We start from the raw sequence: 15,430 nt of genomic DNA on the forward strand, positions 1-15,430 counted from the left end.
CGGGCCCGTGTCCGGAGATCGAAGCCTACGACCACGGAATGCTCGACGTCGGGGACGGCAACCGCGTCCACTGGGAGGTCCGCGGGAACCCGGACGGGAAGCCCGCGCTGATGTCGCACGGCGGTCCGGGATCCGGCTGCGGACCCTGGTTCCGGCGCTACCGCGCCCTGGCCAAGTACCGGATCGTGCTGCTCGACCAGCGCGGCAGCGGACGCTCCACCCCGCACACGAGCGCCCACGGCACGGACATGAGCGTCAATACGACCGCGCACGTGATCGGGGACCTGGAACCGCTGCGACGCCATCTGGGCGCCGATTGGTGGCTGGTGTGGGGGGTCCTGGGGCTGGGCGCCATGGCTGCGCCACGCGCAGACGCGCCGGGGTGTCGTCTCCGAGCTGGTGCTGACCGGGCTTCCGGCGGAGACTTCCTCGCTCACCCCCGTTCCTCCGCCCGCCGTCGTAGCTCCTCGCCAAGGAGTCCCTGGTCTCCTTGGGCAGGCTGAGGACTCCGCACGAAAGCGCGCGGCTCAGTGGTCAACGCTCACACCGCCCCGGGGATCGACCCCGGAACAGGATGGAGGGGGAGACCCGGTCCCGGTGCCTCGGTCGCGGAGCCAAGCCGCCGCCGGGACAGGGCCGACGGGACAGGGCCGCCGCGTCGGTGCCGCCGCTACTGCTGTTCCCACTGCTCCTTGGTGATCTCGTACCGTACGCCTCCATGCTCGGAGCCCTCGACCATCACCATGTCGGAGGGAGTGGGGAGGGTGTCCGCGAGGGTCATGTCGAGCTTCTCCATGACGTTGCGCGAACCGAGGTTCACGGACATCGTCTCGGCCCAGACCATGCGCACACCGAGCTCCGTGAACGCCTTGCCCAGCAGGGCCCGCGAGCCCTCGGTGGCATATCCGTTGCCCCAAGCCGCCTGCCGCAGCCGATAACCGAGTTCTACTTCGTCCAGCGGGCCCTCCGGCTCGGGACGCAGGATGAACCAGCCGATGAAGGCGCCGCCGTCCTTCTCGTGCGCGGCGAACAGCCCGAGGTCGCCGCCCCACTTCTCGTAGCCGCCGAGGATGTTCGGCAGGTAGCGTTCGCGGACGAGCTCCGGCGCGGTCGGATTGCCGCCGCTCAGGTAGCGCATCACCGCCGGGTCGCTGTCCAGCTCGATCAGCAGGTCCGCGTCATCGGCGGTGAAGCGGCGCAGGGCGAGGCGCTCGGTCTCCAAGTAGGTGTCCACGAGCCCGATCATGCCTGATGTGTGTCGGGCGGCCCAACGGCTTTTCCTGGGCGACTCGGGGACTGTCTCCGTCAGTCCTGGTCGTCGGCCCCGGGCTCGGGGACGACGGCGGTCGCCGTGATCTCCACGAGCTGCCCGGTGTACCCGAGACAGGCCACCCCGAGCAGGGTCGACGCGTGCGGGCCGACGCTGAGTCCGGACGCCTCGACGACCTCCCAGACCGCGGACAGCACCGCCGGCTCACCGGCGACGACGTACACGTCGGTGGACACGACATGCGCCATGTCGCTGCCGACCGCCCGCAGTTGCTCGTCAAGATTGGCGAGCACCTGCACGGTCTGGCGGACGGGGTCGCCCACCCCGACGATCGTCCCGTCGGCGTCGAGCGGCACGGCCCCGGCGAGGAAGGCGAGCTTCGTCCCGGCCTCGACGACGGACGCGTGCGCGTAGACGGGCGGTGCGAAGAGGCTGGGGACGATGACGCGCTTGAGCATGGGGGCTCTCGTCAATCTTTGGAGTGGGCGGCCGACCTGCCGATGATGGGGGCGGACGCGTCGGAACCGCATGCGAATTTCTCCGGCCGTCCCGCACCGTTCTCGGTCGGGGGGCGAACACGGTCAGGCGCGCGACGTCGGAGGAGTCCTCCGCGCCCGACAAACCCGCCTCCGACACCCTTCGGAGCACAGGGCCCGCCCCGCGCTGAGCCTCGCCCCCACCGTCCGGACCGAGTTCATGGGCTTCGGGGCGGGGGCCCGCGAGGCCGGCACCGAATAACCCTTCGAAAAGGCCCCGTTGCCACTGCTACCGTCACCGACGTGGCGAAACTCAATCAGATCATCGCAGTGGAGAAGGGCGTCAAGTCCAAGTCCCATCAGGACCTGACGGCAGCCCATCACGGGCTGCAGAAGCCCGCGTTGCTGGCCGGTATCTCGCGGACCTACCAGCCGAAGGACGAGGAGGGCGAGCAGCTGCCGCCCGAGTCCACTCGGGTGCAGGTGCAGGCCGAGGACGTGCTCCGGGACACCGCGGGGACACTCACGCGGCTGTTCGATGTGACCGCCACCAAGGACTGGGCCAACTGCGCGGCGCGGGCGGACGTGAAGGTGGACGGGCGGGTGCTCGTCGCCGACGTGCCCGTCTCCTACCTGCTGTTCCTCGAGAAGCAGCTCACCGACATCAACACCTTCGTCAGGAAGCTGCCGGTTCTCGACGCCTCCGAGTCCTGGGTGCAGGACCCCTCCACCGACGCGTGGAAGACCGAGCCCGTCCGCACGCTGCGGACGAAGAAGGTCCCGCGCAACCATGTGAAGGCCGAGGCCACCGAGAAGCACCCCGCGCAGGTCGAGGTGTACTACGAGGACATCCCCGTCGGGTACTGGACGACCGTGAAGTTCTCCGGCGCCCTGCCCGCCCGGCGCGTGAACGAACTTCTCGACCGGGTCGAGAAGTTGCAGCAGGCCGTCAAGTTCGCCCGTGAGGAGGCGAACGGCGTGGACGTCGTCGACCAGCGCGTCGGGGACTCCGTTTTCGGCTACCTGTTCGGGTAGCCTCTGAATCTCCCCGGCCACCACGCACCACGGCCGGGGTGCGCGAGGAGCGCAAGCTGAACCTGAAGCTTGTCGTGAATGCACGGTTCCAGTGGAGGTTCGAGCCCTCCCCGCGGCACCCAACGGCACCCCCACGGTGCCCACGCGCCGCGGTAGCCCAATTCGGCAGAGGCAGACCGTGATCAATCTCAGACTCTTGCTCCAGACTCAGCATTCGCCGCCGATCGCCGGATCGACCGGGCCCAGGCCCCGGGACGCCGAAATGCCGGTTCAAGTCCGGTCCGCGCAGCTCGATGCGTGGTGGTCCAAAGGCAGGACGCGGCGACATAACGACTGACCTGGGTTCTCAAGCGTGCCGGCGTGTGACATGGGTGGCATCACAGGGTCCGGGGGCCGGCTACGCCCTCGGACCCGCTTCTCTTTCCCGGGTACGCGCCCGTATCCGCCTCCCGTCACCGCGAGCGGAGGCGCGTTCATGGAGAACTCCGTTCTCCCGCGAAGCGTCACACCGTCGAAACGCCCGCGCCCCTTTCCGCACGGGCGGACGATCTACCCTGGTCCGTACAGAGCCCGGCCGATGTCGCCCGAAGGCACCCCGCCCTCGACGGACCGGAGTCCCGTGTCCCGCCTCAGCGCCGCCGTACCGCCCTGGCTCGCCCACGCCCTGCGCACGCAGCGGGGCCCGGTGCCGTGGAGCGCGGTCGTGCGAGGTGCCCTGGCCGCCGGACCCCTCCTGCTCCTGGCCGTCCTGTGCGGCCGTACCTCCGCCGGAGTCGTCGCGGCCCTCGGCGCCATGCTCGCCGGGATCAACGACCGCCCGGGAAGCCGCCGGGCCGCGGTCGGGCGGCTCGGAACGCCGGCGCTCGCGGGAGCCGGTGGGCTGCTCATGGGTTCGTACGCGGGTCAGCAGACCGGGCCGGTGACGCTCACCCTTCTTCTCACGGTGCTCGGACTGCTCGCCGGAGCCGTCAGCGCGGTCGGCCCCGTCGCGAGCGGCGCGGGGACGCAGTTGCTCGTCGCCTCCGCCATCGGGGCGGGCATGCCGCTGCCCGAGCCCGGATGGCAGCGGGCGCTGCTCTTCCTCGGCGGGGCCGGCTGGCTGCTCGCGCTGCGGCTCGCCCTGCCCACCCCCGGAGCCACCGGCGGCGACTACCGGTTCGACGGGGAGCGGGACGCCGTCAGCGCCGTGTACGAGGCCGTCGCCGCGCTCCTCGAAGCGGTCGGAGGGCCGGACGCGCCCCGCCGCCGGGTCGCGCTCACCGCCGCGCTCGATCACGCCCAGGACGCGCTCGACGGGCCCCGGCTGCGCCGCCGCGCCGGTTCCGCGGCCGAGCGGCGGCTGCACGTCCAGTACGCCGCCGCACTGCCGCTCGCCGAGGCCGCGACCGCCCTCGCCTGGGCGGGTGATCCGGTACCCGCGCGGGCCGTGCGGGGGCCGCGGCGTCTCGCCGTCGCCGTGCGCACCGGCACGCGCACCGGCGCGTTGCCCGCGCCGATGCGCCGCGCACCCGCCCTGCGCGCCCTCGACGACGCGCTGCTGCAGGCCGCCGACACCTTCGACAGGGGAGGTCGGGAAGGCGGGGAAGGCGGGGAAGGCGGGGAAGGCCGGGGCCGCTGGGACGGCCAGGGCCGCCGGGGCGGCCGGGGCGGCCGGGGAGACCGGAGCGGTGCCGGAATGCGCCCGTACCTCCGGCGTCGTACCGCCATGTCCCTCGTGCGCACCGCCTTCGGCTCCGGCGGACGCGAGTACGGACCGCGCGTCGGGGTCTGCTTCGGCGCCGGCGTGGCCGTCGCCCAGGCCCTGCACCACACCCGCTGGTACGGCAGCCACCCCCACTGGTACTGGCTCCCCGCCACCGCCGTCTTCCTCGTCAAGCCCGATCTCGGGCCGCTCGCCTCGCGGGTGATCTGCCGGGCCGCGGGGACCGTTCTGGGCGCCGTCGTCTTCGCCGGCCTCGCCGCGCTGCTGCCGAGGCCGGCCGGGCTGGTCGCCCTAGTGGCCCTGTGCGGCGCCCTGATCCCCGTCGCCACCCGGCACTTCGCCGCGCAGACCGCCGTCGTCACCGTCCTCGTGCTCTGCCTCGTCATGGTGGGAGGGGAACCGCAGGCCTCCTGGAACCGGATCGGTGAGACGCTGTTGGCCTGCGCGATCGTGCTGCTCGTCGGGCATCTGCCGGCGCTCGGGCAGCGCGGGGGAGGCGTACGGGCCCGGCTCACCCGCGCCGCCGAGGCCGCGCACGCCTACCTCGCCCATGTCCTGGACGACGGCACGACGGACGACCGGACGAGCCGGTGGGCGCTGCGCCGGGAGGCATACCGCTCGCTCGCCGAGGCCCGTGCCGTGATTGACGTCGCCGCCGCCGAACTGCCCGCCCTGGCCCGGCACGCCGACGGCACGAGCGAGGTCGCGACCACCCTCGAGCGGCTGGTCGACACCACCACCGCGTGTGCCGTACAGCTCGACGACACGGGGCGGCTCACCCCCCGGCACACCGGACGGGTCGCCGAACTCCTCGCCGAACTCGCCGAACGACAGGCGGACAGAAAAATCTTGGTGATTCGCCGATGAGTTCCGTCCCTGCCTCCGGTCACCACACCGAAGGCACCTTTCGGTAGGAGGGACACATGACGCTTCCGCGGATCGTCTCGCACGAGGAGTGGCGCACCGCGCGCGAAGAACTGCTGGTCAAGGAGAAGGCGGCCACGCGCGCGCGGGACGCGCTGGCCGCGGCGCGGCGCGGCCTGCCCATGGTCGAGATCGACAAGGAGTACGTTTTCGAGAGCGGCGACGGGAAGGCGACACTGCTCGACCTCTTCGCGGGGCGCGACCAACTCGTGGTCTACCACTTCATGTTCGCCCCGGAGTGGGATGCGGGCTGTCGCAGCTGCTCGGCCTTTCTCGACCAGATCGGGCATCTCGCGCATCTGCGGGCCCGCGGCACCGAGTTCGCCGCCGTCTCCCGCGCGCCGTACACGAAGATCCTGCCGTTCAAGGCCCGTATGGGCTGGACGCTGCCCTGGTACTCGTCCCGCGAGAGCGACTTCAACTACGACTTCCAGGCGTCCTTCAGGGGCGACGAGCCCTACGAGCGGCCGGGGATGAGCTGTTTCCTGCGGGAGCGCGACCGGGTGTTCCACACGTACTCCACGTACGAACGCGGTCTCGACGGGCTCGGCTCCACGACCACCCTGCTGGATCTCACCGCGCTCGGACGGCAGGAGGAGTGGGAGGAGCCCGCGGGACGGGCGTCCGCGCTCGGGGCGCCGGCGGGCAGCGAGCGGATCCGCTACCACGACGAGTACGAGGACTGAGCCGGGTACGAGGGCTGAGCCGGGTACGAGGACTGAGCCGGGTACGAGGGCTGGATCGGGTACGAGGGCCGGGACCGGGTCGGGTGCGAGGTCGGGTCGCGTAGGAGATCGCGTCGATCGCGTCGCGTACGAGAACTGACGGGAAACGCGCGTGGAAGGAGAGTTCCCTCACACCAAGCGATGAACTGGTGTCGGCTACGTCTCAGTACCGTCACCGGGCGAGCCCTTCACCCCGCCTCCGGCGTTTAACTCTATGAGTCGCTCAACTTTTGAAGTACAGCGCTGCATGGAGGTACAGGGTGAACGGGCGAATGGTGCTGGAGCGCTTTCCGGCCGGCGGACCACGCGGTTCGTGGCCCGCCGAGGAGTTCGCGCACGCGTGCCGGCTGGAGGGTCAGGCCGCGGAGGTCGTCATGGACCTCGCGTCGGACGCGTTCCTGGTGGTCGTGCGCGGCGGGGAACTCGTCGAGTAGCGTTCCGCGCCGGATCAACCCGCCTTCGGCGCGGGCAGCTTCGAGGTGAACTGCTCCGCCTGCAGCGAGTACAGCTCGGCGTAGACGCCGCCCGAGGCGAGCAGTTCGTCGGGGCTGCCGGACTCCACGAGACGGCCCTGCTCGAGGACGTGCACAAGATCGGCGTGGCGGACCGAGGCGAGCCGGTGGGTGATGAGGATGACCGTCTGCCCGGTGCCCGCCAGCGCCCGGATCTTCTCGAACACCTCCAGTTCGGCCCGTGCGTCGAGGGCCGCGGTCGGCTCGTCCACGATCAGGATGCGGCCGCGGCGGTACGCGGCCCGCGCGATGCCCAGCCGCTGCCACTGTCCGCCCGACAGCTCGTGTCCGCCGCTGAAGCCCCGGGCGAGGAGCGTGTCCAGGCCGCGGGGCAGGTCGGCGACCACGTCCTCGGCGCCGGCCTCCGCGACCGACGAGGCGACGCGTTCGTCGGTCAGGGGGGCCGAGGCCCGTCCGACCGCGACGTTGACGCGTGCCGTGAACGGCCACCGCTTGAAGTCCTGCGCCACCATCGCGATGCGCCCGGCCAGTTGCTCCCGGTCGACGGTCACCACGTCGACGTCGTCCCACAGGATCCGGCCCCGCTCGGGCGCGTAGAGACCAGCGAGCAGCTTCACCAGAGTCGTCTTGCCCGAACCGTTCTCACCGACGAGCGCCACGATCCTGCCCAGCGGCAGCCGCAGCGTGACATCCGCGAGCGCGGGCCGGGTCGACGCGCCCGGATAGGTGAACGTGACGTTCTCGAAGCGGATCTCACGCGGATCCTCGGGCAGCGGATCGCCGCCCACCGGGATCGCGCGCTCTGCCGCCTCGACGTACAGACGCTGCAGGTCACCGACGAACAGGGCCTCCTCGTGCAGGGAGTTGACCTCGAGGACGAGCGTGTCGAGGCTCGCGGAGCCGGTGCGGATCGCGAGCACGGCCGTCCCCGCCACCGAGAGCGCCATCGCACCCGTGACCAGCAGCGCGCCGAGCGTCGCGTACGTCGCCACCGTGGCGAGCCCCGTCCAGGCCGCCGCGATCAGGCCGGTACGGGCGGAGAGGCGTGCCAGCCGGGCCTGTTCCGCCTCCGCCGTCTCCGACATCGAGCGGAAGTGACGCAGCAGGAACGGGCCGACACCGTGCACGCGGATCTCGGGAGCCGCCTCGGGCTCGGTCAGCAGGCTGCTGATCAGATGACCGGCGCGCGCGTGCTGCACCCAGGTGTGGAAGGACTCGTAGCGGCGCCGGGCGATGGTCAGCGAGCTCCAGGCACTCGGAAGGGTCATCGTCACGAGCAACGGCAGCAGGGCGGGATGCAGCACGGTCAGCACGCCCGCGGCGGCGGTCAGGGAGATCATCGCGTTCACGACACGGGTGGCGATCGCGATCATGCGCCGGGCCGAGGAGGCACCGTACTGCGCGGTGTCCAGCAGCTTGTGGAAGGCGTCGTCCTCGATCGCGGACAGCTCCACGGCCGCGGCGCGTTCCAGATAGAGCTCGGTCGCCACCCGCTCCACCTTGGGTTCCAGACGTCCGGTGGCGTAGGTGGAGGCCGCCCGCAGCAGCGCGGAGAGCAGCATCACGACGGCGACCGTGACCAGCGCCGGTACGGCACCGCGCAGCCGGTCCTGGACCGGTCCGCTCGTCACCAGTCTGCCCAGCACGCTGTTGACGGCCAGCAGGCTCACCGCCTGCGCCGCGCCCCGGGCCAGCTCGGCGACGAGCACGATCCGGGCGGCGCGACGGTCCGCCGTCCACGCGAGCCGGAAACTGGAGGCGAGCAGCGCCGGCAGCCGCGTCACCATCGCCCGGAAGTTCAACTCCAGGAACGCGTCGGAGTGCTGGGACCATCCCATGTCGTAGCGCAGGGGGCCGCCGAAGAGCAGGCGTTCCGAGGCGGAGGGCGCGGTCTTGCCGTGGTCGCGCCTCTTCTTCGGCGCCGCTCGCCGCGCCGTCCCGTGCTCCGTCCCCGACGTCCGCCCCCGCTCCGTTCCCGGCGCGCGTTCCTGTGCCGAGTCGGGCGGTGTTTCTTGTGCCGAGTGGGGCGGTGCCTTCCGTGTGGATGCGGGCGGTGCTTCCCGTGCCGAGTGGGGTGGCGCCTTCCGTGCCGAGTCGGGCGGTGTTTCTTGTGCCGAGTGGGGTGGCGCCTTCCGTGCCGAGTCGGGCGGTGTTTCTTGTGCCGAGTGGGGCGGTGCCTTCCGTGTGGATGCGGGCGGTGCTTCCCGTGCCGAGTCGGGTGGCGCCTTCCGTGCCGAGTCGGGCGGTGCTTCTTGTGCCGAGTCGGGCGGCGCCCCCCGTTCCGCTGCCTTCGCTGCTTCGGGCGCCGATGTGTGCGTCGTCCTCTGCACCGGCTCTCCTGCCGAACTCCCCACCATGGGCCTCCCCCGGGTACGGACGAACGGTGCCCTCCCCAGGAACGCGCCCTTTCACGCACGGCGGCAGCGGGGCGCGGGGGGCGACCGGCGCACTTCGGCCCCTCCCGGAAGCCCCGGTCGCGGCCGTCTACACGCTGATCGGGCGCGACCAGACGGGGGTCGTCCCCGTGATCCGGCACAGGGCCAGATAGAGCGGGATCGGCGGGGTGTACGGCAGGGTGCCGTGCGGTCTGTGGATGAGTCCGGGGGCGAGCGGCGCGTCCGGTACGAGCGCGCCGGCGGCGTAGTGGGCGGGCGCGGGCCAGTCCAGGGCCACATCGGACTCGGAGGGCACGAGCCACCACCACTGCGCCCTGTCGCCGTACACGCAGCCCACGCGGGGCAGCCGCGACAGCAACAGGGGACCGAACGGGGCGGGTACGGCCACCGCGTCGCACCCCAGCGGCACGGCCATTCCCTCGGGTACGGGCAGACGTCTGACGGCTGCGGACGCGGCCCGCGCGCGCTTCAGGCGGACCAGCGTGTCCAGGCCCAGGACCTGAGCGGCGGGTCCTGCGGCCGACGTACCCCTCACAGCCATTCGGTTCCGTGGGCCCACGACGATTCCGTCCCGGTGCCCCACGACGCTTCGGTCCCCGTGCCCCGAGACGGTTCCGTCCCGGTGCCCCGCCCTTCGGACGCCGGCTTCTTCGCGGTCCAGCCGAGGTCCGACCGGGCCGATCCGGCGCCCGTCGAGGGGCAGCGCGGCAGGTCCGCCCAGACCAGCAGTCCCGGCCCGGTGTCCTGGGCGCCCCAGGCCCGGCACACGGCCGCGACGAGTGGCAGGCCCCGGCCGTGCTCCTCGTCGGGACGCCGCGGTGAGGGGTGCGGCTCGCCCGGAGCCCGGCCCTCGTCGCGTACGGCTATCCGCACCAGGTCGTCGTTGTCGTGCAGTTCGCACACCACCCGCCGACTCGCGCTGTGCAGGATGGCGTTGGTGATCAGCTCGGACACGACGAGGACAGCCGTGTCACAGGTGTCGTCGGACACGGCCCAGCCGGCGAGCCGGGCACGCGTCAGATGCCGCGCCTGAGCGACGGACGCCGGGTGTGCGGCCAGCTCGAAGCGGAACCGGCGCCCGCGGGCCGCGCGCGAGCGCAGCCCTGCGATGGCACGGAGACCGGAACGGTCTTCGGCGGTGTCTGTTCCTAAAGGCGCGGACGGAGTCACGCTTGCCACTATCGCCCCGCCGTGGACACTTGGCAAGTGTCACTCTGAAAAATGCAGAGTGCCGTGTGACTCCGAGAAGGGTCGTGGCACACTGCAGGCAACAGCACGCCGAGCGGCGCCAGTTGGGATCGTCCAAGAAGACGGACGAAACCCAGGACGGCGCCGCCCGTTCTGTCAGGACTCGGTGTCCGGCCCGGAAGCGGTGTCGCTCGGGGCTCAGTGTCGTTCAGGACTCACAGGACTTCAGTGGAGGTGGGACGTGAGCGAACCGCGGTCCGCGCCGACGGTCGGTCAGGTCGTCCTCGGCCGACGCCTGCTGGACCTGCGCGAACGCGCGGGCCTCAAGCGTGAGGAGGCCGCGCGCATCCTGCGTGTCGCGCCCGCCACGGTCCGCCGGATGGAGATGGCGGAGGTCTCCCTCAAGATCCCGTACCTCCAGCTGTTGCTGAAGTCGTACGGGATCTCCGACGAGGAGGCCGAGGCGTTCGTCCAACTGGCCGAGGAGGCCAACCGGCCCGGCTGGTGGCAGCGCTTCCACGACATCCTGCCGGGCTGGTTCTCGATGTACGTCAGCCTGGAGGGCGCGGCCACCCTCATCCGGTCGTACGAACCCCACTTCGTCCCCGGCATCCTGCAGACCGAGGAGTACGCCCGTGGTGTCATGAAGTCGGGCGCCGTGGGCCAGACCAGACCCGAGGACATCGAGCGCCATGTGGCGCTGCGTATGCAACGCCAGGATCTGCTCACCCGCGAGGGCGCACCCCGGATCTGGGCCGTGATGGACGAGACGGCCCTGCGCCGCGCCGTCGGCGGCCCCGAGGTGATGCGCGCCCAGGTCGACAAGCTGATCGAGGCCACGAAGCTGCCCAACGTCACGCTCCAGGTCGTCCCGTTCTCCACGGGGCCGCATCCCGGCACGTACGGGCCCTTCGTGCTGTTTCGTTTTGCCATGCCGGAACTCCCGGACATGGTCTACAGCGAGTACCTGACCGGCGCCGTCTATCTGGACGAGCGTTCCGAGGTGGCGACCCACCTCGAGGTCATGGACCGCATGGCGGCTCAGGCCGCGACGGCACATCGTACGAAGGAGATCCTCCTGGATCTCCGCAAGGAGTTGTGAATGGACAACATCAAGCAGCGGATGCGCAACGAGCGGATCTACAACGGGATGCCCGCCCGTGAACTCGGAAGCGAGGGCTGGCACAAGCCCTGGAGCGGAGGCAACGGCGGCAACTGCCTGGAAGCGATGAAACTCGCCGACGGGCGGATCGCGGTGCGTCAGTCGGCGGACCCGGACGGACCCGCACTGATCTACACGCCCGGTGAGATGACCGCGTTCATCCAGGGGGCCAAGGAAGGGGTGGCGGACTTCCTTCTCTCCTGACCACCTTGCCCTCCTCATGAACTCCGTTGAATGCTGTTGAACCCCCCTAAAACAGTGCTGAATCGACCACTCATCGAGATACGAGAAGAACTCGGAGGCACGCCGCGGAACCCGGAAGTGGGACGCGGAACCCGGAAACACGACGGTGCGGGGCGTGGCCGTCCCGGTGGCGGCTGAGTCAACCCGGTGGCAGCGCCTCGCACAACGCCTCCAAGGCCGCCCCGTACGCGTGTTCCGAAGGCGTCGCGTACCCCACCACCAGCCCGTCCGGCACGGGCGTCGTCGCCCGAGGGTGCCGGAACTCGGCGAGTCCGTCCAGCGCGACGCCCTGCCACGTCGCGGCCTTGACCGCCGACCGCTCGGTCCCGGGCGGCAGTCTCAGCACCGCGTGCAGTCCGGCCGCGATCCCGGTGACCTCGATGTGCGGCGCCCGCTCGGCGAGCGCCGCGACGAGCCGGTCGCGCCGCTTCCGGTACCGCTGCCGCATACGGCGCACATGACGGTCGTACGACCCGGAGACGAGGAAGTCCGCGAGTGCCAGCTGGTCCGGTGCGCTCGCCCATGCCTCCCGCTCGCCCTTGGCCGCGAGGACGGCGTCGACGTGCCGTTCCGGAAGGACCATCCAGCCCAGCCGCAGCGCCGGCGACAGGCTCTTGCTGACCGAGCCGATGTGGACGACCCGCTCCGGGTCCATCCCCTGCAGGGCGCCGACGGGTCGGCGGTCGTAGCGGAACTCCCCGTCGTAGTCGTCCTCCAGGATCAGCCCGCCGCGGGCGCGTGCCCAGTCGACCACCGCCGCCCGCCGCGCCGGATGCAGCGGTCCGCCCGTCGGGAACTGGTGCGCCGGCGTGAGCAGTACGGCCCGCTCCCGGTCCAGCCCGTCCACCTGGGCGCCGTCCTCGTCCAGGGGCAGCGGCACGGTCCGTACGGACGCGGCGGTCAGCAACTCGCGGTGGAAGCCGAGGCCGTACGACTCGACGGCCAGCGGCCCCCGCAGGACCTGCGGGAACAGCAGCCGCAGAGCGTGCGCGAACCCGGAGCAGATCACGATCCGCCCCGGCTCGGCGCGTACGCCGCGCGTCCGTGTCAGGTATTCGGCGAGGGCCTCGCGCAGCTCGTGCCGCCCCGCCGGATCACCCGGCCCGAAGGCCCCGTTGGGTGCCTGCTGGAGGGCCCGGCGGTACGAGGCGAGCCAGGCGGAACGCGGGAACGACGACGCGTCGGGCGTGCCCTGCCGCAGATCGTGCCGTGGGCCCCGGGCAGGCGCGGGTGCCTTCTTCGGTACGCGCGCGGCGGCGCCCGGCGACGCGGTGTTCCCCCACTGCCGCAAGGGCGTGGCGACCCGGGTGCCCGAACCCTGGCGGGCGGTCAGCCAGCCCTCGGCGACGAGCTCCGCGTACGCGTCGGCGACCGTGTTGCGCGCCATGCCCAGGTCGGCCGCGAGCGAGCGGTAGGGCGGCAGCCGCGTGCCCGGCGCCAGCCTTCCGCCGCGCACGGCGTCGCGCAGCGCCCGGATCAGGGCGGCCCGGCGTCCGCCCGGCCCGGACAGCTCCAAGTGCAGGTCGGCGCCGATCCGTTCCGCAGAATTGACCCAAGTTTCCGCCATGGAAATGAACCCTACAACTGGTCTTTCCGCCCCGTAGGTTCATGGTCATGACGACGAACACGAGCACGAACACGGACGCGAACACGAGCACGAACGCGGACGCGAACACGAGCACGAACGCGGGCACGAGCACGGGCGCGGGCGCCGGCACGGAGCGCGCGGCGGACGTCCCCGCGGGATCGGCGGCCGCGCCCGCCGTCGCCGGGCGTCCCCGCCTGGACCTCGCGAAGTCCGCCCCGAAGGTCTTCCGGGCCCTGATCGGCTTCGACGCGGCGGCCCGGGAGGGGCTCGACCCCGCCCTCGTCGAACTGATCCAGATCCGCTCCTCGCACCTCAACCACTGCGCGTACTGCCTCCACATGCACACCAACGACGCCCGCAAGGCCGGTGAGAGCGAGGACCGGCTGCACATGGTCCCGGTGTGGCGCGAGGCCCGCCACTTCTTCACCGAACGGGAGTGCGCCGCCCTCGCCCTCACCGAGGCGGTCACCCTGGTCGCGGACGGCGGTGTCCCGGACGACGTCTACGCGCGGGCCGCCGCCGTCTTCGACGACCAGGAACTGGCCCACGTCCTCGCCCTGATCTTCACGATCAACACCTGGAACCGGGTCGCGCTGGCGACGGCCAAGGTCGCGGGGACGGACACCCGGTGAGGGGAGGTCCGGGGCCGTCGCGGGACCCCGGATGCGGCCGGGAGGCCGCCCACGCCGTCGTCCGCCGGTCGGTGCGGACCGGCCGCCGGTCGTTCGGACCCGCCTCCGGTCGTACGGACCCGCCTACGCCGTCATGGGGCGGTCGTACGGACCGATCGGCGCCGGCAGGCTGGAGGCTCCGGTCAGTGCGCGGTCCACCGCGGCCGCCACCGCGCGGCCCTCGGCGATGGCCCACACGATGAGGGACTGGCCTCGGGCCGCGTCCCCGGCGACGTACACCCGCGCAACATTGGTCGCGAAACCGGCGTCCCGGGTGATCGTGCCGCGCGCGTCGAGGGCCAGGCCGAGCTGGTCGATCAGACCGTCGTGCCGGTCGGGGCCCGAGAAACCGAGGGCGAGCAGCACGAGGTCGGCCGGGAGGGTCCGGCCGGAACCCGGGACGGGGCGGCGCCCCGCGTCCACCTCGACCAGGTGCAGCGAGCGCACCCGTCCCCGGGCGTCCCCGGTGAAGTGGAGCGTGGACGCGGCGAAGAGCCGCGCGTCCGCGTGCGCCGTCGGCGCCGTCTCCAGGTCCCGGGCCTCCTCGTGCGCGGCCGAGAGCCGGTAGATCTTCGGATACGTGGGCCACGGCTCGATGTCGTGGTCGCGCTCGTCCTCCGGCTGCGGATAGATGTCCAGCTGGGTCACGGACGCCGCGCCCTCACGCACCGCCGTCCCCAGACAGTCCGCTCCCGTGTCGCCGCCGCCGACGATGACGACGTGCTTGCCGGCCGCGGACAGCGGAGAGACCTCCAGATCGCCCTCGCACACCCGGTCTGCGAACGGCAGATACTCCATCGCCTGATGGATGCCGCTCAACTCCCTCCCCGACACATCCAGTTCGCGCCAGGCCGTGGCTCCCGTGGCGAGCACGACGGCGTCGTAGCGGGCCCGCAACTCCGACGCCGTGAGGTCCCGTCCGATCGTCGTCGAGGTACGGAACTTGGTTCCCTCCGCGCGCATCTGTTCGAGGCGACGGTCCAGGTGGCGCTTCTCCATCTTGAACGCGGGGATGCCGTACCGCAGCAGGCCGCCGATCCGGTCGGCCCGCTCGTAGACTGCGACGGTGTGACCGGCCCGGGTCAACTGCTGGGCGGCGGCGAGCCCGGTGGGCCCCGATCCGACCACCGCGACCGTCCGTCCGGTGAGCCGCTCCGGGGGGCTCGGTGGCGTGAAGCCGTCCGCCCAGGCGCGGTCGGCGATGGCCACCTCGACGTTCTTGATGGTGACCGCGGGCTGGTTGATCGCGAGGACACAGCCCGCCTCGCACGGCGCTGGGCACAACCGCCCGGTGAACTCGGGGAAGTTGTTCGTCGCGTGCAACCGGTCGCTCGCCGCACGCCAGTCGTCGCGGGAGACGAGGTCGTTCCACTCGGGGATCAGGTTGCCGAGCGGACAGGCTTCGTGACAGAAGGGGACTCCGCAGTCCATGCAGCGGTCGGCCTGGCGCCTGATGATCGGCAGCAGCGCTCCGGGGACGTACACCTCGTTCCAGTCCCGCACCCGCTCCTCGACGGGCCGGCGCGGATACTCCTCGCGCGGAGTGGTCATGAAACCCTTGGGATCGGCCATGGCCG

At 71.7% G+C, this 15,430-nt stretch carries 14 protein-coding genes and 1 pseudogene; 8 read left to right on the forward strand and 7 right to left on the reverse strand.

The genetic code is table 11. The annotated features are described in order from the left end of the window. Positions 1-38 precede the first annotated feature (38 nt). Positions 39-414: pseudogene (locus ACFVTC_RS05735) on the forward strand (alpha/beta fold hydrolase); the annotation flags it as partial. Between the two features lie 256 nt (positions 415-670). On the opposite strand, the gene ACFVTC_RS05740 reads toward ACFVTC_RS05735, so the two are convergent. Both ACFVTC_RS05740 and ACFVTC_RS05745 read right to left on the reverse strand, forming a co-directional pair. Beyond that, positions 671-1,234: a GNAT family N-acetyltransferase gene (locus ACFVTC_RS05740; RefSeq protein ID WP_390124716.1), complete on the reverse strand. Its 564-nt coding sequence runs from the start codon at positions 1,232-1,234 to the stop codon at positions 671-673. Positions 1,235-1,305: 71 nt separating this feature from the next. Beyond that, the gene (locus ACFVTC_RS05745; RefSeq protein ID WP_390124274.1) at positions 1,306-1,728 is read right to left on the reverse strand and encodes a RidA family protein; all 423 of its coding nucleotides are present in this window, start codon (positions 1,726-1,728) and stop codon (positions 1,306-1,308) included. A gap of 321 nt (positions 1,729-2,049) precedes the next feature. Here ACFVTC_RS05745 and ACFVTC_RS05750 point away from each other — a divergent pair, with 321 nt between their 5' ends. From ACFVTC_RS05750 to ACFVTC_RS05765, 4 genes are all read left to right on the forward strand, one after another. Continuing rightward, positions 2,050-2,781, forward strand: a complete 732-nt coding sequence (locus ACFVTC_RS05750) for a hypothetical protein (protein WP_153291175.1) — start codon at positions 2,050-2,052, stop codon at positions 2,779-2,781. Positions 2,782-3,358: 577 nt separating this feature from the next. Next, a complete protein-coding gene (locus tag ACFVTC_RS05755; RefSeq protein WP_390124276.1) occupies positions 3,359-5,350 on the forward strand; it encodes an FUSC family protein in 1,992 nt (663 codons plus the stop codon). 56 nt (positions 5,351-5,406) lie between these two features. Continuing rightward, entirely contained in the window at positions 5,407-6,093 is a 687-nt protein-coding gene (locus ACFVTC_RS05760; protein ID WP_390124278.1) for a DUF899 domain-containing protein, read from the forward strand. Between the two features lie 299 nt (positions 6,094-6,392). After that, positions 6,393-6,566, forward strand: coding sequence for a hypothetical protein (locus ACFVTC_RS05765; RefSeq protein ID WP_168524945.1), 174 nt, complete (start codon positions 6,393-6,395; stop codon positions 6,564-6,566). 14 nt (positions 6,567-6,580) lie between these two features. On the opposite strand, the gene ACFVTC_RS05770 is transcribed toward ACFVTC_RS05765, so the two are convergent. The 3 genes from ACFVTC_RS05770 to ACFVTC_RS05780 all read right to left on the reverse strand — a co-directional run bounded on the left by ACFVTC_RS05770 (position 6,581) and on the right by ACFVTC_RS05780 (position 10,180). Continuing rightward, positions 6,581-8,443 (reverse strand): ABC transporter ATP-binding protein, encoded by a 1,863-nt coding sequence (locus tag ACFVTC_RS05770; protein ID WP_390124279.1) that lies wholly within the window; start codon positions 8,441-8,443, stop codon positions 6,581-6,583. Positions 8,444-9,089: 646 nt separating this feature from the next. Further along, entirely contained in the window at positions 9,090-9,542 is a 453-nt protein-coding gene (locus ACFVTC_RS05775; protein ID WP_390124281.1) for a hypothetical protein, read from the reverse strand. Continuing rightward, the gene (locus tag ACFVTC_RS05780) at positions 9,533-10,180 is read right to left on the reverse strand and encodes an ATP-binding protein (RefSeq protein WP_390124282.1); all 648 of its coding nucleotides are present in this window, start codon (positions 10,178-10,180) and stop codon (positions 9,533-9,535) included. Before ACFVTC_RS05780 ends, ACFVTC_RS05775 begins: the two co-directional genes overlap by 10 nt. A 250-nt stretch (positions 10,181-10,430) precedes the next feature. Between ACFVTC_RS05780 and ACFVTC_RS05785 the strand changes: the two genes are divergently transcribed. Both ACFVTC_RS05785 and ACFVTC_RS05790 read left to right on the forward strand, forming a co-directional pair. Next, on the forward strand, positions 10,431-11,291 hold the full coding sequence (locus ACFVTC_RS05785) for a helix-turn-helix transcriptional regulator (RefSeq protein WP_390124284.1): 861 nt from the start codon (positions 10,431-10,433) through the stop codon (positions 11,289-11,291). Beyond that, the gene (locus tag ACFVTC_RS05790; protein ID WP_148013473.1) at positions 11,292-11,555 is read left to right on the forward strand and encodes a DUF397 domain-containing protein; all 264 of its coding nucleotides are present in this window, start codon (positions 11,292-11,294) and stop codon (positions 11,553-11,555) included. It begins immediately after the preceding gene. Between the two features lie 178 nt (positions 11,556-11,733). On the opposite strand, the gene ACFVTC_RS05795 is transcribed toward ACFVTC_RS05790, so the two are convergent. Continuing rightward, on the reverse strand, positions 11,734-13,161 hold the full coding sequence (locus ACFVTC_RS05795; RefSeq protein WP_390124286.1) for a PLP-dependent aminotransferase family protein: 1,428 nt from the start codon (positions 13,159-13,161) through the stop codon (positions 11,734-11,736). Between the two features lie 47 nt (positions 13,162-13,208). Here ACFVTC_RS05795 and ACFVTC_RS05800 point away from each other — a divergent pair, with 47 nt between their 5' ends. Continuing rightward, positions 13,209-13,814 (forward strand): carboxymuconolactone decarboxylase family protein, encoded by a 606-nt coding sequence (locus ACFVTC_RS05800; RefSeq protein ID WP_390124288.1) that lies wholly within the window; start codon positions 13,209-13,211, stop codon positions 13,812-13,814. A gap of 123 nt (positions 13,815-13,937) precedes the next feature. On the opposite strand, the gene ACFVTC_RS05805 is transcribed toward ACFVTC_RS05800, so the two are convergent. Then, positions 13,938-15,425: a glutamate synthase subunit beta gene (locus ACFVTC_RS05805; protein ID WP_390124290.1), complete on the reverse strand. Its 1,488-nt coding sequence runs from the start codon at positions 15,423-15,425 to the stop codon at positions 13,938-13,940. Between the last annotated feature and the right edge of the window lie 5 nt (positions 15,426-15,430).

It is taken from the genome of Streptomyces sp. NPDC057950, from assembly GCF_042887295.1.
GTDB lineage: Bacteria > Actinomycetota > Actinomycetes > Streptomycetales > Streptomycetaceae > Streptomyces > Streptomyces kaempferi.

Coding starts and splice junctions, on each gene's coding strand:
- ACFVTC_RS05755 (WP_390124276.1), top strand. CDS start 3,359: ATGTCGCCCGAAGGCACCCCGCCCTCGACGGACCGGAGTCCCGTGTCC.
- ACFVTC_RS05795 (WP_390124286.1), bottom strand. CDS start 13,161: ATGGCGGAAACTTGGGTCAATTCTGCGGAACGGATCGGCGCCGACCTG.
- ACFVTC_RS05800 (WP_390124288.1), top strand. CDS start 13,209: ATGACGACGAACACGAGCACGAACACGGACGCGAACACGAGCACGAAC.
- ACFVTC_RS05790 (WP_148013473.1), top strand. CDS start 11,292: ATGGACAACATCAAGCAGCGGATGCGCAACGAGCGGATCTACAACGGG.
- ACFVTC_RS05745 (WP_390124274.1), bottom strand. CDS start 1,728: ATGCTCAAGCGCGTCATCGTCCCCAGCCTCTTCGCACCGCCCGTCTAC.
- ACFVTC_RS05775 (WP_390124281.1), bottom strand. CDS start 9,542: ATGGCTGTGAGGGGTACGTCGGCCGCAGGACCCGCCGCTCAGGTCCTG.
- ACFVTC_RS05760 (WP_390124278.1), top strand. CDS start 5,407: ATGACGCTTCCGCGGATCGTCTCGCACGAGGAGTGGCGCACCGCGCGC.
- ACFVTC_RS05805 (WP_390124290.1), bottom strand. CDS start 15,425: ATGGCCGATCCCAAGGGTTTCATGACCACTCCGCGCGAGGAGTATCCG.
- ACFVTC_RS05770 (WP_390124279.1), bottom strand. CDS start 8,443: ATGGGATGGTCCCAGCACTCCGACGCGTTCCTGGAGTTGAACTTCCGG.